Source organism: Actinophytocola oryzae (assembly GCF_004364325.1).
Lineage (GTDB): Bacteria > Actinomycetota > Actinomycetes > Mycobacteriales > Pseudonocardiaceae > Actinophytocola > Actinophytocola oryzae.
On the sequence record NZ_SOCP01000002.1, the window covers coordinates 817,561 to 838,918 of the forward strand.

Genomic DNA, 21,358 nt, shown 5'->3' on the forward strand with positions numbered 1-21,358 from the left:
CCCGTGCCAGACTCCCGTTTCCGTGCCTTCGCCGACCGCCTTCGCGCCCGCGAGCGCGCCGTCGGCTACTGGGTGGCGCTCGACAGTCCGATGTCGACCGAGCGCATCGCCCGGCTCGGCTACGACTACGTCGTGCTCGACGCCCAGCACGGCCTGCTCGGCTACTCGGGCCTGCTGGCCGGTCTGACCGCGATCGACGCGGCGGGCGGCTCGGTCGGCATGGTGCGGGTGGAGGCGAACGACCCGACCTACATCGGCAAGGCACTGGACGCGGGTGCGGGTGGCGTGATCGTCCCGCTGGTGGACAACGCGGCCGACGCGGCCTCGGCCGTGGCCTCGGCGCACTACCCGCCGTCGGGCCGCCGCAGCTACGGCCCCATGCGTTCCGGCCTGCGGGTCGGCCCGGTCCCGGCGGACACGAACGCGTCGGTGGTCGTCCTCGCGATGATCGAGACCCCCGACGGGCTCGCGAACATCCGCGAGATCTGCGCGACCCCCGGCCTGGACGGCGTCTACGTCGGCCCCTCGGACCTGTGCATCGCGGTCGGCGGCGCCTTCCCCAACGACCCGGCGGTCGCGGACGTGTTCGAGGCCGCCCTGGTCACGATCCGGGAGACGGCCGCCGAGGCGGGCATCGCCGCGGGCATCCACACGTTCTCGGGAGAGAATGCCGCCCGCCGCCTGGCCGAGGGCTACACCTACGCCACGGTCTCCTCCGACCTGACCCACCTGGAACAGTCGGCCGCCGCCCACCTGGCGACCGCGACCGCCACCGCCTGACCCGCACTGAAGGACGCCTTCCTGACGCCCAGCGTTACGAAGGCGTCCTTCAGTGCGTGCGGTAGCGGGAGAACGTGATGCCGCTGCGGAACGACTTCGCCTCCAGGAGCGTCAGCTTCGGCTGTGTGAAACCGTCCGGGAAGAGCCTGCGGCCACGACCCTGCACGACGGGGTAGACGAACAGCCGGAACTCGTCGACCAGCCCGGCGCCGATCAGCGTGTGGCACAACGTGATGCTGCCGGTCACCACGATGTCCTGGCCCGGCTTCCCCTTCAGCGCGCGAACCTCCTCGACGGCGTCACCGGACAGCACCTCGGAGTTCTGCCACTCCGGCTCGGTCATCGTCGACGAGACGACGTACTTCCGAACCTGGTTGAGATAGTCGGTGACACCGGTGGCGTCGTCGGTCTGCTCGGGCCAGTAGCCACGCAGGTCCTCGAAGGTCCGGCGTCCCACCAGGAACGCGTCCGCCGCGCTGTCCTGGCGGTGCATCTCCTCCCGCAGGTCCGAGCTGTCCACATCGGCCTGTCCCTGGGGATCGAACCATTCGTCCAGCATCTCGACGGAACCGTCGACCGTGATGTTCTGCGTGATGGCGAGCGTGCGCATCGGTGGCCTCCCAATCTCGCGTGTCGCACCCATGCTGTAACAGACCACCGGGGCACGCAGAACTCATCGGCGCCGCAACTTGTCTGTTATCGCTAACAGTGCGAGATCCCGGCCAGTTCGATTTCGCCGGGAGGGCTTGCCTGCCGTGATGTGAGCGCTCACACTCTTGGGGTTACCGCGATCAGCGACGACCTCGGGAGCAGCGATGAGGGTGCCGAAGAGACTGGTCAGTGCCGTCGTGGCGGCGGTCACCCTGGCCGCCACGACCGGCGTCGCGAGCGCCACGGCACCCCTCGCGCTCCCGCGACCGGCGCTCCACTACGAGTTCGACGCGGACGACCTGACCAGCGGCGCCGTTACCGACTCCGCAGGCAACGGGCTGGACGGCGTGCTCGTCAACGGCACGACCGCGGCACTCGTCGACGGCGCCGACGGTGGCGTGGCGATCGACCTCCCCGGCGGCGGGCCGGCGTCGACCGGCGCGTACGTGCGCCTGCCGAGGGAGGTCCTCGCGGGCGGGACCGACCTGACCGTGTCCGTGCGGCTGCGCTGGGACGGCACGACCGCCCCGTGGCAGTGGATCTACGCGCTGGGCAGGGACACCGGCCGCTACCTGTTCTCAACGCCCTACAACGGTGACGGCCGCCTGCGTTCCGCGGTCACCACCGCGGGCGGCGGGGCAGAGGCTCAGGTCACCGGCTACACCGCGTTGCCCGCGAACGTCTGGCGCACCCTCACCGTCACGCTCGACACGACCGCCGACCGCGTGACCTCCTACCTCGACGGCACCGCCGTGGCGTCGGCCGCCACGACCGCGACGGCGGGTGAGCTGCTGGACACCGCCGAGTTCGCGGGCTACCTCGGCAAGTCGTTCTACCAGGACCCGCTGTTCGACGGCGCGGTCGACGACTTCCTGGTCTACCGCGAGGCGTTGACCGCGGCACAGGTCGCCGAGAGCGTCGGCGGTCAGGTGCCGACGCCGGTCGCGCTGTCGCAGGACAGCTTCGCCGTGCGGACCACGACCGGCACGGCGCCCGCGTTGCCTGCCGGTGTGCGTGCCGCGTTCACGGACGGTTTCGACCGCCAGGTGCCGACCGCGTGGTCCACCGTGGACCCGGACGACTACGCCGCACCGGGCACGTTCACGGTCACCGGGTCGGCGGCGGACCACCCGCTCCGTGCCACCGTGACCGTGGTCCGCGAAGGTCAGCTGATCGTGGACCTCGCGCAGGACACCGGCGAGTTCCACGGCGGCGCCGCGGGCACCCTGTACGGGCTCTACGGGCAGGGAGTGCCGACCAACAACCTCATCGAGGGGATGAACCTGCGTACGGTCTCCACCAAGGCGCAGGACGGCCCGCAGCACCCGGGCGCCGACGCGCTCGAGGTGGTCGAACCGCTGGCGGACAGCACCGACGGCGACGTCTACATCTACATGACCGACATCCACCGGGGCTTCCCGTACCAGTGGCCCGGCGCCACGCCCGCGGAGAAACTCGCCCTGTACCGGGAGAAGGTCGCCACCCAGGTCGACCAGGTGCTCCGACTGGCGCCGCAGTACCGCGACAACATCGTGTTCGTGCCGTTCAACGAGCCAGAGGGCAACATGTTCGGCACGGGGGAGTGGAGCTACGACGGCACGAGCTGGCTCACCGACCCCACCGACTACTTCGCCGCGTGGGACGACTTCTACCGCCTCGTCAGGTCGAGGATGCCGGCCGCCCGCGTCGCCGGTCCCAACACGAGCATCCTGTTCGACCAGGTCAAGGACTTCCTCGTCCACACCCGCGACGCGGGCACGCTGCCGGACGTCGTCACGTGGCACGAGCTGAGCCATCCCGAGCAGGTGCGGACGAGTGTCGCCCGCTACCGCGCCTGGGAGGCGGAGCTGCTGCCTGGGGTGACCCTTCCGGTCAACGTCAACGAGTACGCGTTCAACTACCACACCTCGGTGCCCGGCCAGATGGTCCAGTGGCTGTCCGCGATCGAGGAGTCCAAAGTGGACGCCGACATGGCGTACTGGAACATCGACGGCAACCTGTCCGACTCCGCCGTGCAGGCCAACCGGGCCAACGGGCAGTGGTGGCTGTTCAACGCCTACGGCGGCATGAGTGGCCACACGGTTCGGGTGAGCCCACCGTTCCCCGGCGAGAACTACTCACTCCAGGGCGTCGCGACCGTCGACCGGGCGAAGCGGCAGGCGCGGGCCGTCCTCGGCGGGTCGACCGGCCGGGGGTGGGTCCAGTTCACCAACGTGCCCGCCGCCGTGTTCGGTGACCGGGTGCACGCCTGGGTGCGGGAGATCCCGTGGACGGGCCAGATCGGCGACTCCGGGCCGCCGCGACTGGTCGCCGAGGAAACCCTGCGCGTGCGCGACGGCCAGGTGCTGTTCGACTTCGACGGCGGCGACCTGCCGAGGATCACGGAGTCCTCGGCGTACGAGATCGTGCTGACCCCACAGGGAAGCGACCGCCCGTCCGGCGTGTCACCCTCGACCTGGCAGGGATCCTACGAGGCCGAGGACGCGGCCCACACCGGTGACGGGTACAGCCGCAACGGACCGGAGGGCTCGCCGTCCGACGTGTCGAAGTTCTACACCTCGGGTGCCCACGACGTCGGCGGGCTGCGTACCGGCTCGAACGTGGCGCTCGACTTCACCGTGGACGTCCCGAACGACGGCACGTACGACCTGAGCGTCTTCGCGAACTCGCTCAACACCTACGACCTGGTGAGGGAACAGGGCCCGACCAACGTGTTCCTGCGTGTCGACGGCGCGGCGGAACAGGAGCTGTACCTGCCGCTCGGCTACAAGTGGGTGGTCTGGGACCACACCGACACGACGGTGAGGCTCACCAGGGGCCGGCACGTCGTCACCCTCGCCGCGCGGAGCAAGGACGGCACCCGGGGTACGAAGGGTGACGCGATCGTCGACCGGCTGACCCTGTCGCTGCCGAACCCCCGTGCGCGCACGGAGGCTCTCGAGGCGGAACTGTCCTGGTTGGACGGTGGACGGCCGGTGTACGACCAGCGCCGGGCGTCGGGATCGGGAGCCGTCGAACTGGGCAGGAACGAGGCGGCGACGTTCTGGGTGTACTCGGCCACCGACGCCGAGTCGACGATCCACGTGGACACCCTGGCGGGGCGGGCAGACCTGACGGTCAACGGACAGGACGCGGGCCCCGCGGGGAACACGGCGGTGTCGCTGTCCGGCGGCATCAACAAGGTCACGGTCACCGGCAGCGCACACCGCACGCTGGTGGACCGGATCACCGTCACGCCGACCGATGCGATGCGCCCCGCGACCTACGAGGCGGAGGACGCGCGGCGGGCGGGCACGGTCGAGGCGGCCGCACTGTCGCGGGCGAGCGGAGGCGAGGCCGTACGAGGCATCGGCGGCGAACCGGGCAACGGCAACACCCTGACGTTCACGGTGCGGGCCGCGAAGGCGGGAGTGCACGCCGTCCGGGTCCGCTACGCCAACCCCGAACAGTCCGAGGCGACGCACTACAACCCCGACCCGCTCGCCAGGCACGCGGACATCTCGGTCAACGGCGGCGCCGCGACGCGGGTGTCGTTCCCGCACTCCTTCCACGAGAACAACTTCTGGGAGCAGACCGTCTACCTGAGGCTCGACCGAGGCGCGAACACGATCTCGTTCCGCTCGGAGGAACTACCGAACTTCGACGGCGTGACCTACGCGTCGGACACCTTCCCGGGCGTCCTGCTCCGCTCGTCGGAGGCACCCGTCATCGACCGCATCACGGTGGTGCCCTTCGCGGAATGAGCGGCATGCGCGCCACCGTCGCACGTGTTTCGGCCGTGATGCAATGTTTCGGGCCACTCGTGCGTGAGTAGTGCGGAGGTGGCCGTTTTGGGCGACAGTGACGATCCGCCGGACTTCCAGTCCTGGGTCGGGGCACACGGTGACGCGTTGATGCGGTTCGCGTACCTGGTGACCGGCGACCACGACCGTGCGGCCGACGCGGTCCAGGACGCGCTGGTCGCCGTCTGCCAACGATGGCAGCGGATCGTCGCACGTGGGAGCCCGGACGCCTACCTGCGTCGTTGCGTGGTCAACGCGGACACGTCGCGGTGGCGGCGGTTCCTGCGCATGGAGCGGCTCGAACCCGACCCGACGCTGTTCGCCGAGCCGGGGACCGGCGTCGACACGGCGGGTCGGGTCGTCCTCGAGGACGCCATGTGGTCGCTGTGCCTGCGGCTTCCGGCCCGGCAGCGGGCGGCGATCGTGCTGCGTTACTACGAGGACTACGCGGACGCGGAGATCGCGGCGGTCCTGGACTGTTCGGTGAGCACCGTGCGTTCCCAGATCCACCGCGGTCTCGCCACGCTCCGCGACAGGATCGGCGAGACTGAGGAGGCGGTTACGCCATGACTGGTTCCGACGACGCGATGACGGACACGCTGACCAGCGCGTTCCGGCGGCACGCCGGGCAGGCGCCGCCGGTGGACGGCCTCCCGGAGAAGGTGGTGGTCCTCGCCAGGAGGCGCCGCCGCCTGCGGGTCACCGTGGCCGTCGCCGCGATCGTGGTGGCCGCGGCGAGCATCCCGGTGGCCTTCGTGGCGTCGGTCCGCGACACCGTGCCCACGGCGACCCGGCCGCATCCGGCGTGGCGGTGGGAGTCCTACCGGGGCATCGAGGTCCAGGTGCCCCCTGACTGGGGGTACGGGGTACCCGGTCGCTCCTGGTGCGCCGGGACGGAGAGGGGCGCGCCCCGGCCCGGCGCAGTCGGGAGACCAGGTCCTGTCCAGGACGTCCGGTGCATGCCGGACTACCCACCCGTCGACCAGCGGGAGAACTGGCTCGTCTTCGGCGGGAACGAGGCAGGCGTACACCGCTACGACGCGGGCTGGGTCGAGGAGACGCGCCGGCTCCACGGCGGGTCCGTCACCGTCTTCACCGACGACGCCGCGTTGCGCAGGGCCATCCTCGGCTCGGTCCGACCCATCGTCGGCACCGACGAGCACGGCTGCCCGGTCGACCACGGCGTGGTCGGCGACCAGGCAGGGTACCGGCCCACCGACGGCGGGCTGCCCAGGCCCGAGACGGTCGAGTCGGTGTCCGTCTGCCGGTACACGTTGACGTCGGGCTCCGCCTTCCCGCTGCTGTCGTCCGGCCGCCTCACCGGCGAGGCCGCAGGCAGGGTCGTGGCCGCCATCCGGTCGGCACCCGAGAGCGACGTCACCGTGGCGGGAGATGGCGCCGAGATCGCCGTGCTGCGACTCCACACCGACGACGACCGCACCCGTGAGGTCGTCGTGCGCTACAGCGACAGCACGGGGAACGGCTTCGACGACGGGACGACGAGGCGCGAGCTGACCGCCGACGCGATCCGTCCGCTGCTGACCGGACCCAACAGCCCGTCGCAGCTGTCCGGGGCCGTCGCGAAGCTGCTCGGGGGCTGAGGTCCTGGCCGGTCCCTACTCGCCCGTCCGGCCGGCTCAGCAGGCGGCGAGCCGGTCCAGCAGCTCCTGGAGCAGCGCGTGCTCGCCGGGGCCCAGTCCGGCGGGGTCCTCGCGGACCCGGTCGGACAGTTCGTGGTCGCGGCCGTCCTCGGGCTGGGTGATCGTCGCGCTACGAGTACACGACCGAGCTGCTGGACTCGACGGCGGGAGGCGGCGGCCGGTACCTGCTCGAGATAGCGCCGTGAGCACCTGGTTCGTCACCGGTGACACCCTGGACGGGTTCGGCGTGGCCTACGCCGACGCCGCGCTCCGCCGGGGAGACCGCGTCGCGTTGACCTCGCGGCGGCCCGAGGAGCTGCGTGCCTGGGCGGAGCCCTGCGGCGACCGGGTCATGGTCCTGCCGCTGGACGTCACCGACGCACGGCAGGTCCGGGCCGCGGTTCGACCCCGCGCCGCCGCCGAGCAGGCACACGGCCCGTCGCAGGATCCGCCGCGGCAGTGGCTGCAGGGCGAACCGGCCCGCGAGGTCCTCGACGGCCCCGCCGAGAGCATCCACCTGCTCGTGGGCATCCACCCGAACGCGCATGTCACCCGCTCCGATCCAGGCACCGCCGCTGGTGTCCACGATCGAGAACAGGCGTCGCCGCAGCCCCCGACCGGGTACGTTCAGGCGCGGCTCTTGATCGTCTTCATCGTCAGGTGGGAGTCGACGCGGCCGATGCCGGGCGTGTCCTCGAGCGTGTGGGTGACGAACCGCTCGAACGACTCGAGGTCGGCCGTGGCGACGCGCAGGAAGTAGTCGGGCAGCCCGAACATGCGGCGGAACTCGACGACCTCGGGGTAGGCGGCGACGAGCGCCTCGAACCGGGAGACGGTGGCCCGGTCCTTGGTCGCGAGGTCGACGTTGACGATCACCTCGAACCCGCGGCCTGCGCTGACCGGGTCGACCCGGGCGTGGTAGCCGGTAATGACGCCGTCCTGCTCGAGCCTGCGCACCCGGCGCAGGCACGGCGCGGGCGTGAGCCCCACGCGGTCGGCCAGCTCGGTGTTGGTCAGCCGGGCGTCCGCGGCCAGCTCGTCGATGATTGCGCGGTCGATACGGTCCACGCCGAATTATTGCGCTGCGACTCACCGAACAGCAATGACTGGCAATCGCGTTGCGGCCCTCGCGAGATACGTTGCTCCGGTGGCGACGATCTCCGAGCTGTACCACTACCCGGTGAAGAGCTGTGCGGGCGTCCGCGTCCCTGCCGGCGCGCTCGGCCCCGCCGGGCTGGCGCACGACCGGCGGTTCCTCGTGACCGATCCGGCGGGCACGTTCCGGACCCAGCGTCGCGACCCGCTGCTCGCGACGATCACCCCGGCCGTCGACGACACGTGGCTGACGCTGTCCGCACCGGGCGCGGGCGCGGTTCGCGTCCGCATCGACACGGAGGCGCCGCGCAGGCCGGTGACCCTGTTCGGCGAGGGCTTCCGGGGTATCGACCAGGGCGACGAGGCCGCCGCGTGGCTGGGGGCAGTGCTGGGTGCGGCCAGCCGGCTCGTGGTCGCGCCGCCGGAGCACGACCGCGTCACCGACGGCCGCACCCCCGGCACCTCCGCCTACGCCGACAGCTGCCCGGTGCACCTGCTGTCGGCCGCGTCGCTGCGCGAGCTGAACGACCGGATCACCGCGCGGGGCGGCGACCCCGTGCCGATGAGCAGGTTCCGGCCGAACGTCGTGGTCGACGGCTGGGACGCGCACGAGGAGGACCACGCCCCGCGCCTCACGATCGGCGGCGCGGCGCTGGCCTACGCGAAACCGGCGATCCGGTGTGCCGTCACGATGGTGGACCAGCGGACCGGCCGCCGCGCGGGCCCGGAACCACTGCGGACCCTCGCGTCCTACCGCCGCGCCCCCGGCGGCGTCGCGTTCGGCGGGAAGTACGCGGTGGCGCGCCCCGGCCCGGTCGCGGAGGGCGACCCGGTCACCGTCGCCGACCGGTCCGAAGCGGACCTCGGCCGGTGAGGCCGTCGCTACGATGGCAGGCATGGGGGAGATCACCTCGGCCGCGCGCCTGCGGGCGCTGCCGTCGCTCGCCGGACCGCTGCCCGGGTTCGACCCGGACGCCGCGCCTGCCGACCCGGACGAGCTGTTCGGCCACTGGCTCGCGGAGGCGGTCGAGGCCGGAGTCGTCGAGCCGCACGCGATGACACTGTCCACCGTGGACCCGACGGGACGGCCGTCGGCGCGGGTGCTGATCCTGAAGTACCTCGTCGACGGCTGCTGGGCGTTCGCGACGGGTTCCGGGAGCCGCAAGGGCAAGGAGCTGGCCGACACACCGTGGGCCGCGCTGACGTTCTACTGGCCGGCACCGGGCCGTCAGGTGCGGGTCCGCGGCGCGGTCAGCCCGGCGAGCGCGGACGAGAGCGCGGCGGACTTCCTCGCCCGCTCCCCGGGTGCCCGGGGAGCGGGGCTCGTCGGTAACCAGAGCGAGCCCCTGTCCGGCCTCGCGGAACGCGACCGCGTCCTCGACGACGCGACCGGACGCGCGGCGGCCGACCCGGGCCTGGTCGCACCGGAGTGGACGGTGTACCGGGTGGTGGCCGACGAGGTGGAGTTCTGGCAGGGCGACGAGCGGCGTCGACACGTCCGGCTCAGCTACACCCGCGACGGTGACGGATGGGTGCGCCGGCTGCTGTGGCCGTGACCGCCGGTCACCACTGGTAGGGCAGGAACTTCCCGTCCAGTGTCACCACGACGCGGTCTCCCGCCGGGTCGGGCACCTTGGCGACGTCCATCCGGAAGTTGATGGCGCTCATGATCCCGTCGCCGAACTGCTCGTGGATCAGCTCCTTGATCGTCGGCCCGTAGACCTGCAGCACCTCGTAGAACCGGTAGATCGTCGGGTCGACCGGCACCGCGGTGTCCAGGGCGCCCCTGGTCGGTTGCAGCCGCAGTGCCAGGACCTGCTCGTCGGTCAGCTCCAGCAGCTCACCGGCCTTCACAGCGACGTCCTCCGGTACCGGGTGCTGACCGAGCAGAGCCGCCGTCGTCCACACGAGCGGCCGGTCGAGCGCCTCCGCGATCGCCGCCCAGCTCAGTCCGAGCCGGGTCTTGGCCGCCAGAACCGCCTGTCCTGTCTCAGTTTTCGTGGTCATGTGGCCGATGGTGGCGGTGCCGTCCCGCGAGGTCCAGTGCCGGACGCCGTCGGTGAGACCCAGTTCACGGTCGACTACCGGTACCTTCTCGAACGGGGCGGCATCGGGGCAGTCGGTGACGCTCGACCCGACGATCGAGTGGAGAGCCGCATGGCCGAGTTCGACGTTCGCACCGCCGCCGGGACCGTGCGTGGCCGGGTCGAGGACGGGTTGACGGTCTTCCGCGGCATCCCCTTCGCCGAGCCGCCGGTGGGGGAGCTGCGGTTCTTGGCGCCCGAGCCCGCCCGCGCGTGGGACGGGGTGCGGGAGGCGTTCGAGTTCGGGCCCCCGCCGCCGCAGGACATGGGCTCACTGGGCCGTCCCGGCGCGATCGTGGCGGCCGAGGGCGACGACTGGCTGACCGTCAACGTCTGGACGCCCGACCCGGCCGGGCGGCGCCCGGTACTGGTGTGGATCTACGGCGGCGCCTACCGGTTGGGGTTCTCCGGCAGCCCCGGCTACGACGCCCGGCACATCGCCCGCGACGGCGACCTCGTGGTGGTCTCCTTCAACTACCGCCTCGGCATCGAGGGGTTCACCCAGATCGAGGGCGCGCCCGCCAACCGGGGACTGCTCGACCAGGTGGCCGCGTTGGAGTGGGTGCGGGACAACATCGCCGCGTTCGGCGGTGACCCAGGCCAGGTGACGATCGTGGGCGAGTCGGCGGGTGCCGGGGCGGTCGCGGCGTTGCTCGCCATGCCGAGCGCGGCGGGACTGTTCCGGCGAGCCGTCGCGCAGAGCGTGCCGGGCGTGTTCCTCTCACCGGAGCTGGGTGCGGACATCACGACCGCGATCGCCGCCGAGCTGGACCTCGCGCCGACGGTCGCTGATCTGTCCACAGTGGACCCCCGTGAGCTGACCGGGGCCGGTGCGGCGATGTCGGCGAACATCATCCGGCATGCCGGGCGCTGGGGTCAGGTGGCGTACTCGCTGAGCCCGTTCGCGCCGGTCGTCGACGGCGAGGTGTTGCCCACCACGCCGTGGGCGGCGCTCGCCGCCGGTGCGGCACGGGACGTGGAGCTGGTCGTCGGACACAACCGGGACGAGTACCGGCTGTTCATCGCGTTGGCCGGGCAGCTGGGCAAGATCGGCGCGGAGGACGCGGAGCTGGCCCTGCGGGTCTACGGCCCCGGCGGCGACTACCGGGCGGCGTTCCCGGACGCTTCCGCGGCCCGGCTGTACGAGCTGGTCCACTCCGACTGGCTGTTCCGCATGCCGACCCTGCGCCTCGCGCAGGAACAGGCCGCCGCCGGTGGTCGTGCGTTCATGTACGAGCTGACCTGGCAGTCGTCGGGTATGGGTGGTGAGCTGGGTGCCTGCCACGGACTCGACGGGCCGCTGCTGTTCCGCACCTTCGACGCCCACCTCGGCCCGCTGCTCATCGACCCGGCGGCACCGGAGGAGGCCGAGGCCCTGTCCGCGCGCTTCCGAGGGGCATGGACGGCGTTCGTCGCGACGGGTGATCCCGGCTGGCCCGCGTACGACGACGACCAGCGCCTGGTCCAGGTCTTCGACACACCGTCGGAAGTCGTGCCCTATCCGGAAGAGACGTCGCGGCGACTCTGGGAGGCCCACACCTTCGGGGCACTGCCGTTGCTCCAGGGCTGACCGGGCGCCGCCGGTTAGGCTGCCCGTCGTGATCATTCGTCATGTGACCTTCGACTGTGCCGACCCGTACGCGCTCGCGACCTTCTGGAGCGACGTGACCGGGTGGCCGGTGTCCGACGTGGACAAGCCGGGCGACGCCGAGGTCCTCGTCGAGGCACCGTCACCCGTGCCGGGGCTGCTGTTCATCCGGGTGCCGGAAGGCAAGACGGCGAAGAACCGGGTCCACTTCGACTGGATGCCGGTCGAGCGCACCCGCGACGAGGAGGTCGACCGCGTCATGGCCCTCGGCGCCACACTGCACGAGGACCACCGCACCCCGGAAGGGCTCGGCTGGGTCACGCTGCGGGACCCCGAGGGCAACGAGTTCTGCGTGGAGCGAAGCGCGGCCGAACGGGGCGCGTGACCCGACACCGACTAGCGCCGCCATCACCGGGAAACAATAGGGCGGTGGTATTTCCAGGGTGATATTCGCCTCTTTGTCATTGTGGAGGTGAAATCATGATCGTGTTCCGGTTACTGGTGCTCGTCATGACCCTGGTGCTCGGCGCGTGTGACACCGCCGCTGACACCTCCGACTACGCGACCGAGGAAGCGACGTCCACCGGAACCCCGACCGAGGAGGGTACGGGTCCGGAGAACCCCCGACCGACAGACGACGGCATGGCCGTGACCTTGCCGGAGCTGCCGGTCGGCGGCGGGTCGAACGGTGAGCCTGCCGACCAGTGTGCGACGGCCTCGTTCACGTCGTCGTTGCCCGACGGCGTCTCCGTCAGGGTGACCGGAATACGGTTCAGCGCCGACGGCGCCTCGGTCGACGGCGGGGGCTGCGACGGGAACGACTTCTGCGACGGCTTCGTCTTCGACTCCCCGGGGGCGACGTGTTCCGTCTCGGTCGACGCGAGCAACGCCACCACGGGCGTGGACATGTCGTTGGCCGGGGAATGTGTCGCTGAGGACGTGAGCGCCTGCGACGACCTCAGGAACAGCTCCGGTTCCGTGGAGCTGAACGTGCCGCAGACGTCCGACCCGGACGAGACCACGACGACCGAGGACGAGCCGCTCCCGAGCCAGACGGAATGACGGCCGAGAACGCCGAGCAGGTCGGTCAGTTCGAGCGGTGGGTCCGCGCCGGCGCGAGCGTCGTCGCGCCGGCGACCGCCGTGAGCGCGGTGTTGTTCTACTTCGGGTATGTGTCGGCGAGGGCGCAGTACGAGTACTTCGGCATCGACGTGGACACCGTCGGGCTCGGCACACAGGACTACGTCATGCGCAGCCCGCAGCCGTTGCTCGCGCCGCTGCTCGTGTTGACGATGCTGGGAATCGGCGTGCCGGCACTGCTTTCCGCGACCAGGACCCGGGTCGCGGGCAATCCCCGACGGGCCCGCCGCCTGGCCCGCGCCTGCTCGGCGGCAGGCACGGTGCTCGCCTGCGCCGGTGCGCTGCTGTTGCTGACGTACGTCCAGTGGCAGGGCTGGAAGCTGTACGCCCTCGTGACGCCGCTGCTGACCGGCGTCGGGGCGGGGGTCGTCGCGTACGCCCGGCGGGTTCGCGCGCTCGTGCGCACCAGGACGCCGAAGGAACGACGTCCGCTCCTGTCGGGCCATTCCTCGGACGTGCTCGTCGTCGTGGTCATGGCCATCAGCGTCTTCTGGACGACGGCCACCGTGGCCCAGTGGTCCGGCCGAGGCCTGGCGATGCGGCAGGCACGCGAGCTGGACCGGCTGCCGAGCGTCATACTGGACACCAGGGAACGCCTGTTCCTGCGCAGCCCGGGCATAGACGAACGCGTGCTCGAGGAGTCGCCGGGACAGACCTTCCGCTACCGCTACCGCAACCTGCGACTGCTCATCCACGGCAACAACCGCATGTTCCTCGTCCCGTACCGTTGGTCGGCGAGCGACTCGACACTGGTGGTCGAGCTCGACGGATCGGTCCGGGTGCAGTTCCAGTTCCAGAACCAGCGTCCGTGACCCGCCCGGGTTGGGAAGATCGCCATGATGATCGTGCTCCTTGTTCTCGGTGTCGTCGTCCTCGCGGTCGGGGTGTTCGTCGGGGATTCCGGCCCCCGACGTGCTCGACAACTACGTGTGGGTGATCTTCCGCCTCGCGAACACGCCCTACTCGATGCTTCTCAACAGTTCCAACGCCGGCTCCGAGGTCCTGGTCGGGTTCGTCCGCCGCGGATCATGACGTCGGGTCGTCGCCGAGGGCTCGCCAGTCCCGGGCGGTGGGCAGGCCGTGCACCAGCGCCAGGAAGGCGTCGTGCAGGTGGCCGTTGGTGGCGAGGACCGTGCCGTCGCCGGAGAGCACGGGGTTGCCGGACAGGTCGGTGACGCGCCCGCCCGCCTCGCCGACGATCACCGGCAGCGGCGCGACGTCCTCGTAGCCCATCGGGAAACCCGCGATGACGTAGGCGTCGACCTGCCCCGTGGCGAGCCCGGTCGTGCCACCGCTCGTGCTGAGGAACACCCGGCGGTGGAGCGCGAGCAGCAGCTCCTCCGGCCACGTGCCCGGGTTGCCCATGGCCGTCCTGGCGCCGCCGATCCCGGTCCGGTCGCTCACCCGCACGGGGACCGCCTCCGCGTCGGTGGACCGCCAGCAGCCGCGGCCGCGGCCCGCGAACACCGTCTGCCGCGCGATCGGTTCCCTGATGACGCCGATGGCCGGCCCGTGTTCGTCCTCGAAGGCGAGCCGGGTGTTGAACAGGGGGATCCGGCGGGCGAAGTAGTAGGTGCCGTCGATGGGGTCGACCACCCAGCGGCGACCCGAGGTCCCGGCCGTCGTGCCCCCCTCCTCGCCGTACACCTCGTCGTCGGGCGCGTGTCGCGCCAGCTCGCCGCGGACCACTTCCTCGACGGCGAGGTCCGCCGCCGTGACCTCGGTGCCGTCCGGCTTGCGCGACGTGCGTGGGTCACCGGCGAAGAACCGCGCCGCGGCCAGGTTTCCCGCGCGGCACGCCAGGTCCACGGCGAAGTCGAGCAGATCCTGGTCCACCGGCGGACTTCCGAGTGCGCTCATGTGGGGTGGACGTGCCGCCCGTTCGCGTGGTTGCCCCGCACTGCGCTGGCCTTCTCACCTCATCTGCGCAATAGTTGGTTACCTCTCAACAGAAGTCGGGGCGATGGAATGCTGATGAGGTCTTTCGGCATGGCCGCGGGGCTGGTCGTGCTGGCGCTGCTCGGTGGGACGACGTCGAGCGTCGCGGAGAAGCCACTGGAGCGTGCGCTGCTCTACCCGGACGGGGTGAGCTACCCACGTGTGATCCGGCTCGAGCACAACGGCGCGGCGAACGGGCGCGTGCTCGCCTCGGTCGGCACCACCGACGGCAGCGCGACCGGGGTCATCCTGGAGAGCACCGACGGCGGCGCCACGTTCCAGAAGGTCGGCGCCGTCGTGGATCCCGAGGGCGCCGACCGGCGGGGCATGTGCTGCGGCACGCTGTTCGAGCTGCCGTCACAGGTCGGTGACATGCCGGCGGGCACGCTGCTGTGGGCGGGGACCTTCGGCTACCTCGTGCCGGAGGCGGACCGGCACACCACGCAGCGCCTGTGGGTCAGCCGCGACCTCGGTCGCACCTGGACCTTCCGGTCGGACATCGCCACCTCGCCCAACCAGTACAACGCGTGGGAACCGGACCTGTCCGTCGCCGCGGACGGGCAGCTCGTCGCGCACTACTCCGACGAGTCGGACAAGCAGTACCACGACCAGAAGCTGGTCAGGGTGCGCTCCGCCGACGGCATCACCTGGACCGACTACCGGGAGACCGTCAAGAACGGCGACTTCTTCGTCCGCCCCGGCATGGCCGGGGTGCGCAGGCTCGCGGACGGGACGTACTTCCTCGTCTACGAGGTCTGCAACACGGAGGAGCCGATGTGCGCCATCCACTTCCGCACCTCCGCCGACGGCTGGGACTACGGCGACCCGGTGGACCTCGGCACCGCCGTGCGCACCGCCGACGGCAAGTGGGTGCGCCACACCCCGACCATCACGGTCACCCCGACCGGCGCGATCGTGCTCGTCGCCGAGATGCTCGTGAACTCCGACGGCAGCAAGGCGGCGGGCAACGGCAGAACGTTGCTGGTCAACGAGAACGACGGCGTGGGCCCGTGGCGGGAGATCCCGGCGCCCGTCGAGGTCCCGTCACCGGACAACCACGGCTGCATGAACTTCAGCCCGTCGCTGCTCGCCTCGCCGGACGGCACCAGCGTCCTGGAGGTGGCCACGGATGTCGTGGACGGCGTCTGTCACGCCTTCTACGCCACCGGGCCCATCCCGCCCGCCTGACCTGTCACGGCGTCCGCCAGCGGATCTCCAGCATCGTGGCGCCGGTGTCCGTGCGGTAGGGGCCGTGCGGCATGCCCGGTGGCCGGGAGGCGTAGTGGCCCGAGGTGAACGTGGTGCCCAGCGTCAGGTCGAGCAGCTCGCCGTCGAGGATGTACACCTCCTCGAAGTAGGCGTGGCGGATCACCCCGGCCGCCGACGTGTCGGTACCCGGCTCCCACCTGGCGACCCTGGTCAGTGTCCGCTCGTCGTCGCCCCTGCTCAGGACCCGCTCGAGCACCGTCGGCGCGGTCGCGTCCACCTGCCACGGCAGCCCGTCGACGGCGAAGAACTCGTGTTCGGCCTTCATGGTGCCCATCCCAGCACCCAGCGGGCTCGACCGTCGGTTCAGGATTCCCTGAATTCAGGTTTCGCTGTACTGTTTCCTCGTGCTCACCATCGCCGCCCACGCCGACGTGCTGGCCCGGTTCGGTCACGCGCTGTCCGACCCGACCAGGAGCCGGATCCTGCTCGTCCTGCGCGATGCGCCCGCCTACCCGGCGGACCTCGCCGACACCCTCGCCGTGTCCAGGACGAAGGTGTCGAACCACCTCGCCTGCCTGCGTGGCTGTGGCCTCGTGGTGGCCGTGCCGGAGGGGCGGCGGACCCGCTACGAGCTTGCGGAGCCGAGGCTCGCGCACGCGCTCGACGACCTGCTCGGCGTCGTCCTCACGGTCGACCCTCGGGTCTGCCCGGCCAGCGGGACCGAGGGGTGCTGCTGATGTCCGTCGAGGTCACCGGGTCGCCGTCGGCGGAGCGCCGCTCGGTGCCGGCACGCAGGGTGAGGTGGCTGGTCGCGGCCACGATCTCCTACAACGTCGTCGAGGCGGTCGTCGCGATCACCGCGGGCACGGTTGCCTCGTCGACGGCGTTGGTCGGCTTCGGGCTGGACTCGGTGATCGAGGTGTCCTCGGCGGTCGCGGTGGCGTGGCAGTTCTCCGCACGAGACCCCCGGGCACGGGAGAGGACGGCTCTGCGGGTGATCGCGGTGTCGTTCTTCGTGCTCGCCGCGTACGTGACGGTGGCGTCCGTGCGGGCACTGCTCGGCGGCGCCGAGACGGACCACTCGACGGTCGGGCTCGTGCTCGCCGCCGTCAGCCTCGCGGTCATGCCCGGCCTTTCCCACGCGCAGCGCCGCGCGGGCCGGGAACTCGGCTCGGCGACGGCGGTGGCCGACTCGAAGCAGACGTTGCTGTGCGCGTACCTTTCCGCGGTGCTGCTGGTCGGGCTTGCGGTGAACGGCCTGTTCGGGTGGTCGTGGGCGGACCCGGTGGCAGCGCTGGTGATCGCGGCGGTCGCGGTCAGGGAGGGGCGCGAGGCGTGGCGGGGCGACGCGTGCTGCGCCGTGCCCGCCGGCACCGCCGAGGCGGCTGCCTGCGGGTGCGGCGGCGCCTGCCGACCGCCCGACGCCGAAGTATTTCGGCTGGGGGACAACAGCTTCCACACCGCGGCGGGCCTGCTCTAGCGTCTGGCCCCACTCGGTGAGTGAGGAGCGATATGTCCACATCTGGTCGATCGACGCCACCATCCGGAGGGGCCCGGCTGCTCGGCGTCGTCCTGGCAGGCGGTCTGATGGTCGGTGCGCTGGCGGCACCCGGCACCGAGTACGAGCGGCCGGTCCCGTTGGCGGACTGGACCGGCACCCGGCTCGTGGCCAACGCGGGCTTCGAGGCTTCCCCCTCGGCGGTGAGCCAGTGGGAGGTCACGGCCACCGGCGGCAGCGCGGCGGTCACCACCAGCCCGGTGCACGGCGGTGCGAACGCGCTGAGGGTCACCGACACCGCCTCCGACGACGGTGTGTCGGTGCGGAGCGGGCGCCTCGCGGTCGTACCCGGTGAGACGCTCACCGCACACGCCTTCGCGCAGCGCGTCGACCAGACCGCGGGGTCGCTGTACCTGGAGTACTGGCGTCCGGACGGGTCACGCATCGACGAGGCCGTCGTGAGCACCAACGTCACCAGCGCCACCGGCTGGCAGGCGCTGACCGTCGGCGCGGTCGCGCCGGACGACGCCGTCACCGCGACCGTCCTCGTCTACAGCGCCCAGGCCGCGCTCGGCACGACCGTGTGGGACGACGTCACGCTCGACTCGGCGCCGCCGCCCGCCCGCAGGGTGCCCAACAGCTCCTTCGAGGACCTCCACGACACGCCGCTGCCCTCGCCGTGGGCCGTCTCCGGCAGCGGGACCGCGCAGCTCGTCACCTCGCCCGTGCACACCGGCAACCGCGCGCTGCGCATGGTGGACAACAACGCCGACGCGGGCGAGACGGCGCTGGCCAAGGCGATCCCGGTGACCGGCGGCGAGACGCTCACCGCGACCGCGTGGTACCAGATCAGCAGCGGCCTGACCGGCTCGCTGTACCTGGAGTACCGCAAGGCGGACGGCTCCTCGCCGGACACCTACAAGACGAGCGTGAACGTCACCTCCGGCACCGGCTGGCGCAAGCTCACCGTGTCGAAGGTCGCGCCGTCCGACGCGACCTCGGTGACGCTGCGGCTCTACAGCGCGCTCACCACCACCGGCACCACCGTGTGGGACGACGTCACCATCAGGTCCACGGCGGACGCGAGGTACGCGGAGGCGGTCGGCACCGGGAGCGTGCTGTTCGTCGGCGACCAGCGGGTGGAGTCCTACACCGGGATGACCAGGCAGGTCGTCAGGGGCACCCCCAAGGGTGACCCGGCGCTGACCGACGGCGCGACCGGCGTGGTGCTGGGCGGCGGGACCTGGGACGCGAACCCGAGGTTCGGCGGCGCCGTGCTGCGGGACCCCGACGGCACGTACCGGATGTGGTACAACTCCGCGGCCGGCACCGGCCTCGCGACCAGCACCGACGGTGTCAAGTGGACGCGGTACGGCACCGGGCCGGTGTCCGGCCACGGGCCGAGCGGGATCGCGGAGAACCCGAGGTACGACCCGTCCAACGCGTCGAGCATGCGCTTCTACACGCTCTACCCGAAGAACGGCCTGTACTACGCGATGGCGTCGCGGGACGGGATCACGTGGGCCGACCTCAACGGCGGCAACTCGGTCCTGCCGGGGTTCGACGTCGCGAACGTCAGCTGGGACCCGACCAACGGCGGCCGTTTCGCCGCGCTGACCAAGCAGTACCCGACCGGGTCCCCGTACGGCGCACGCACCGTCTACACGTCGTTCAGCACCGACTTCGTGCACTGGACCGCACCGAGGTTCGCACTGGCGCCGGACGCGTTCGACCACGAGAAGGTCGTCGCACGGTACCCGTCGCGACCGGCCGCGTCGTCGGAGATCTACGGCATGGCGGGCATGCGGTACGGCGAGCAGTTCATCGGCGTGCCCTGGATGTTCGACGTCCACGAGCGGCCCAACGCCCTCGGCAACCCCGGCGACGACGTCGGCAGGGCGCACCTGGAGCTGACCGCGTCGCAGGACCTGCTCAACTGGAGCAGGCCCGCCCGCGACGCGATCGTCACCGAGCCCGCGCAGAGCGCGTGGAACTGGGGTTTCCAGGTCGGCGGCAGCTCGCTGCTGACCGTCGGCGACGAGGTCCGGTACTACTACGGCTCGTTCGCGGGCGAGCACGGCTGTGACGCCACGGACGTGCCCAGCCTGTGTGCCAAGGCCATGGGGAACAGCAAGATCGCCCTGCTGACGTGGAAACGGGACCGGTTCGAGGCGTTCCGTGCGGGATCGGGTGGCGGCAGTGTCACCACCAGGACCCTCGCGCCGACCGGCACCAGGGTCACGGTCAACGCCAACCTCGGTTCCTCGGGCCAGCTCCGGGTGGCACTGCTGGACTCGGCGGGCAATCCCGTGTCCGGCTACGCCGCCGCGGACGCGACCCCGGTCACGGGCGACACCCTGGGCACGGTCGTCAGCTGGGGCGGCCGGACCACCATCCCGACCACGGGCGGCCCGTTCCGGCTGCAGTTCCAGCTCACCTCGGGCGACCTGTACTCGTACTCGATCAGCTGACCGCCGGCGCAAGGGCGCCTTCCACCCGGAAGGCGCCCTTCAGTGCTGTTCCCGGCCGGGTAGTTGACAGGAGCTGGCCAGATTTCGCCTCCACGCAACGCACCAGGACCCCTCGGCGATTCCTGTGGCGTGGTCACGTGCCCGTTCGGGGACGGCCTGGGAAAACGGCCGTGGGGAAAGGGTCGGAGATGAGCAGTGGTCAGGTCGAGCGGTCGTCACTTCGGCAGTGGTGGCGGAGCCGGAAACGGAAATGGCCGTGGGTCGTCGCGGCGCTGGTACTGATCCTGTTCGTCATCGCGGGCATGTTCGGGGACCCGGCGAAGAAACCGGGGGAGACGCCCGCCGACAAACCCGCGATGGCGATTCCCGGCGGGCTGACCGGAATGGACGCGGCATCGGCGCGCGACCGGCTCGAAGCCCTCGGGTTCGGGGTCACGATCGAGTCGGTGGACGGCCGGGCGGTGATCGTCGAGGGCAACTGGCTCGTGGTCTCCGCCGAGCACCGGGCCGGTGGCTCGGCCGACGACATCCTTCTGCGCGTGGAGAAACCAACCGAGCCGACCACCACGACCACCCAACCACCCGCGGTCGTCGAGGCGCCGCCGGTCACCCAGGCGCCACCCGTCACCGCGACACCGCCCGTCGAGGTCGCGCCGGTACCCGAACAGCCGGCCGAACCGCCCTCGGCCTACTACGCGAACTGCGCGGCCGCACGCGCCGCCGGGGCGGCACCGCTGCACGCGGGCGAGCCCGGCTACCGCGCGGGCCTGGACCGTGACGGCGACGGCGTCGCGTGCGAGAAGTAGAGGTCGTGGCGCGATGAAGGGCCGCTGGTACTACGTGGTCACGGTGTGCTCGCTCGGCCTGCTGGCGTGGCTGCCGTTCGTGCACGCCGGGACCCACCTGCGCCGCCGGTCGGTGACCATGCTCGCGTGCGGCTACGGCCTGGCGACCGTGGTCATCGGCACCCTGCTGGCGGTGACACCGACCGACGAGAACGGGAAGTCCACGAACAGCGCCGTCGGTGTCGTGGGCGTGCTGCTGATGATGGCGACCGTCGCACTCGGCTGCGTGCAGCAGTCCGCGCTGCGGCGGGAGGTGTACAGCGGCGCGCCGCCCAAGGACACCGTGGACCCCGCGCTGGCCGCCGCACTCGAGGCACGGGAGCGTCGCGAGAACGCCCGCCGGATCGCCGCGCGCGACCCGCTTCTGGCGCGTGACCTCAAGATCGGCCGCCCGGACCTGACCCGCACCTTCGACGACGGCGGCCTGGTCGACCTGAACTCCGCGGCACCGCGGGTCATCGCCGAGTCCTGCGACCTGCCCGTCAGCACGGGAGAGGACATCGCGGCCGTGCGTCCGCCCGGTGGGTTCCTGACCGTGGACGACGTTTTGTCACTCGCCGAGATTCCCGTCGCCGCATGGGACATCATTCGCGATCGGGCCGTCACGATCCCACGACCGGACTGGCGAGCCTAATAT

General features: G+C 71.4%; 21 protein-coding genes and 2 pseudogenes. 17 read left to right on the forward strand and 6 right to left on the reverse strand.

Features of this window, described 5'->3' with window-relative positions:
• The first annotated feature begins 3 nt into the window (after positions 1-3).
• A complete protein-coding gene (locus CLV71_RS07340) occupies positions 4-780 on the forward strand; it encodes an HpcH/HpaI aldolase family protein (protein WP_243866263.1) in 777 nt (258 codons plus the stop codon).
• A 49-nt stretch (positions 781-829) separates the two neighbouring features.
• On the opposite strand, the gene CLV71_RS07345 is transcribed toward CLV71_RS07340, so the two are convergent.
• On the reverse strand, positions 830-1,390 hold the full coding sequence (locus tag CLV71_RS07345) for a dihydrofolate reductase family protein (RefSeq protein ID WP_133901823.1): 561 nt from the start codon (positions 1,388-1,390) through the stop codon (positions 830-832).
• 205 nt (positions 1,391-1,595) lie between these two features.
• On the opposite strand from CLV71_RS07345, the gene CLV71_RS07350 reads away from it, so the two are divergent.
• The 3 genes from CLV71_RS07350 to CLV71_RS07360 all read left to right on the forward strand — a co-directional run bounded on the left by CLV71_RS07350 (position 1,596) and on the right by CLV71_RS07360 (position 6,814).
• Entirely contained in the window at positions 1,596-5,174 is a 3,579-nt protein-coding gene (locus CLV71_RS07350; RefSeq protein ID WP_133901824.1) for a LamG-like jellyroll fold domain-containing protein, read from the forward strand.
• 87 nt (positions 5,175-5,261) lie between these two features.
• Positions 5,262-5,783, forward strand: a complete 522-nt coding sequence (locus CLV71_RS07355; RefSeq protein WP_133901825.1) for a SigE family RNA polymerase sigma factor — start codon at positions 5,262-5,264, stop codon at positions 5,781-5,783.
• Positions 5,780-6,814: a hypothetical protein gene (locus CLV71_RS07360; protein WP_133901826.1), complete on the forward strand. Its 1,035-nt coding sequence runs from the start codon at positions 5,780-5,782 to the stop codon at positions 6,812-6,814. The genes CLV71_RS07355 and CLV71_RS07360 overlap by 4 nt, the downstream gene beginning before the upstream one ends.
• Before the next feature lie 36 nt (positions 6,815-6,850).
• On the opposite strand, the gene CLV71_RS50600 is transcribed toward CLV71_RS07360, so the two are convergent.
• Positions 6,851-7,075, reverse strand: coding sequence for a hypothetical protein (locus CLV71_RS50600; protein ID WP_133901827.1), 225 nt, complete (start codon positions 7,073-7,075; stop codon positions 6,851-6,853).
• 25 nt (positions 7,076-7,100) lie between these two features.
• On the opposite strand from CLV71_RS50600, the pseudogene CLV71_RS50605 reads away from it, so the two are divergent.
• Positions 7,101-7,199 (forward strand): annotated as a pseudogene (locus CLV71_RS50605) (hypothetical protein); the annotation flags it as partial.
• A gap of 281 nt (positions 7,200-7,480) precedes the next feature.
• Here CLV71_RS50605 and CLV71_RS07375 read toward each other — a convergent pair.
• Positions 7,481-7,921, reverse strand: coding sequence for an Lrp/AsnC family transcriptional regulator (locus tag CLV71_RS07375; RefSeq protein ID WP_133901828.1), 441 nt, complete (start codon positions 7,919-7,921; stop codon positions 7,481-7,483).
• A gap of 79 nt (positions 7,922-8,000) precedes the next feature.
• Here CLV71_RS07375 and CLV71_RS07380 point away from each other — a divergent pair, with 79 nt between their 5' ends.
• Positions 8,001-8,822: an MOSC domain-containing protein gene (locus CLV71_RS07380; RefSeq protein ID WP_133901829.1), complete on the forward strand. Its 822-nt coding sequence runs from the start codon at positions 8,001-8,003 to the stop codon at positions 8,820-8,822.
• 22 nt (positions 8,823-8,844) lie between these two features.
• Entirely contained in the window at positions 8,845-9,504 is a 660-nt protein-coding gene (locus CLV71_RS07385; RefSeq protein WP_133901830.1) for a pyridoxine/pyridoxamine 5'-phosphate oxidase, read from the forward strand.
• Between the two features lie 7 nt (positions 9,505-9,511).
• Here the strand turns inward: CLV71_RS07385 and cynS are convergent, their stop codons facing one another.
• Positions 9,512-9,955, reverse strand: coding sequence for a cyanase (cynS, locus tag CLV71_RS07390; RefSeq protein WP_133901831.1), 444 nt, complete (start codon positions 9,953-9,955; stop codon positions 9,512-9,514).
• Between the two features lie 150 nt (positions 9,956-10,105).
• Between cynS and CLV71_RS07395 the strand changes: the two genes are divergently transcribed.
• The 4 genes from CLV71_RS07395 to CLV71_RS07410 all read left to right on the forward strand — a co-directional run bounded on the left by CLV71_RS07395 (position 10,106) and on the right by CLV71_RS07410 (position 13,572).
• A complete protein-coding gene (locus CLV71_RS07395) occupies positions 10,106-11,602 on the forward strand; it encodes a carboxylesterase/lipase family protein (RefSeq protein ID WP_133901832.1) in 1,497 nt (498 codons plus the stop codon).
• Between the two features lie 28 nt (positions 11,603-11,630).
• Positions 11,631-12,005, forward strand: coding sequence for a VOC family protein (locus tag CLV71_RS47525; protein WP_166663983.1), 375 nt, complete (start codon positions 11,631-11,633; stop codon positions 12,003-12,005).
• Positions 12,006-12,100: 95 nt separating this feature from the next.
• Positions 12,101-12,682, forward strand: a complete 582-nt coding sequence (locus CLV71_RS07405; RefSeq protein ID WP_166663984.1) for a hypothetical protein — start codon at positions 12,101-12,103, stop codon at positions 12,680-12,682.
• The gene (locus tag CLV71_RS07410; RefSeq protein WP_133901835.1) at positions 12,679-13,572 is read left to right on the forward strand and encodes a hypothetical protein; all 894 of its coding nucleotides are present in this window, start codon (positions 12,679-12,681) and stop codon (positions 13,570-13,572) included. The genes CLV71_RS07405 and CLV71_RS07410 overlap by 4 nt, the downstream gene beginning before the upstream one ends.
• 214 nt (positions 13,573-13,786) lie before the next feature.
• On the opposite strand, the gene CLV71_RS07415 is transcribed toward CLV71_RS07410, so the two are convergent.
• Positions 13,787-14,596 carry an inositol monophosphatase family protein gene (locus tag CLV71_RS07415; protein ID WP_208297426.1) on the reverse strand — a complete coding sequence of 270 codons (810 nt, stop codon included), beginning with the start codon at positions 14,594-14,596 and terminating at the stop codon, positions 13,787-13,789.
• A 138-nt stretch (positions 14,597-14,734) separates the two neighbouring features.
• Here CLV71_RS07415 and CLV71_RS07420 point away from each other — a divergent pair, with 138 nt between their 5' ends.
• Entirely contained in the window at positions 14,735-15,886 is a 1,152-nt protein-coding gene (locus CLV71_RS07420; RefSeq protein WP_208297427.1) for a sialidase family protein, read from the forward strand.
• A 4-nt stretch (positions 15,887-15,890) separates the two neighbouring features.
• Here CLV71_RS07420 and CLV71_RS07425 read toward each other — a convergent pair whose 3' ends face one another.
• The gene (locus CLV71_RS07425) at positions 15,891-16,241 is read right to left on the reverse strand and encodes a cupin domain-containing protein (protein ID WP_243866265.1); all 351 of its coding nucleotides are present in this window, start codon (positions 16,239-16,241) and stop codon (positions 15,891-15,893) included.
• A 70-nt stretch (positions 16,242-16,311) separates the two neighbouring features.
• Between CLV71_RS07425 and CLV71_RS07430 the strand changes: the two genes are divergently transcribed.
• The 5 genes and pseudogenes from CLV71_RS07430 to CLV71_RS07450 all read left to right on the forward strand — a co-directional run bounded on the left by CLV71_RS07430 (position 16,312) and on the right by CLV71_RS07450 (position 21,355).
• Positions 16,312-16,644, forward strand: coding sequence for an ArsR/SmtB family transcription factor (locus tag CLV71_RS07430; RefSeq protein WP_208297428.1), 333 nt, complete (start codon positions 16,312-16,314; stop codon positions 16,642-16,644).
• Positions 16,644-17,264 (forward strand): annotated as a pseudogene (locus tag CLV71_RS07435) (cation efflux transmembrane domain-containing protein); the annotation flags it as partial. The gene CLV71_RS07430 and the pseudogene CLV71_RS07435, both read left to right, overlap by 1 nt.
• A gap of 155 nt (positions 17,265-17,419) precedes the next feature.
• A complete protein-coding gene (locus CLV71_RS07440) occupies positions 17,420-19,876 on the forward strand; it encodes a carbohydrate binding domain-containing protein (protein ID WP_133901837.1) in 2,457 nt (818 codons plus the stop codon).
• A gap of 188 nt (positions 19,877-20,064) precedes the next feature.
• Positions 20,065-20,682: an excalibur calcium-binding domain-containing protein gene (locus tag CLV71_RS49190; RefSeq protein WP_243866266.1), complete on the forward strand. Its 618-nt coding sequence runs from the start codon at positions 20,065-20,067 to the stop codon at positions 20,680-20,682.
• 13 nt (positions 20,683-20,695) lie between these two features.
• Positions 20,696-21,355 carry a hypothetical protein gene (locus CLV71_RS07450; protein WP_133901838.1) on the forward strand — a complete coding sequence of 220 codons (660 nt, stop codon included), beginning with the start codon at positions 20,696-20,698 and terminating at the stop codon, positions 21,353-21,355.
• Positions 21,356-21,358: the final 3 nt, after the last annotated feature.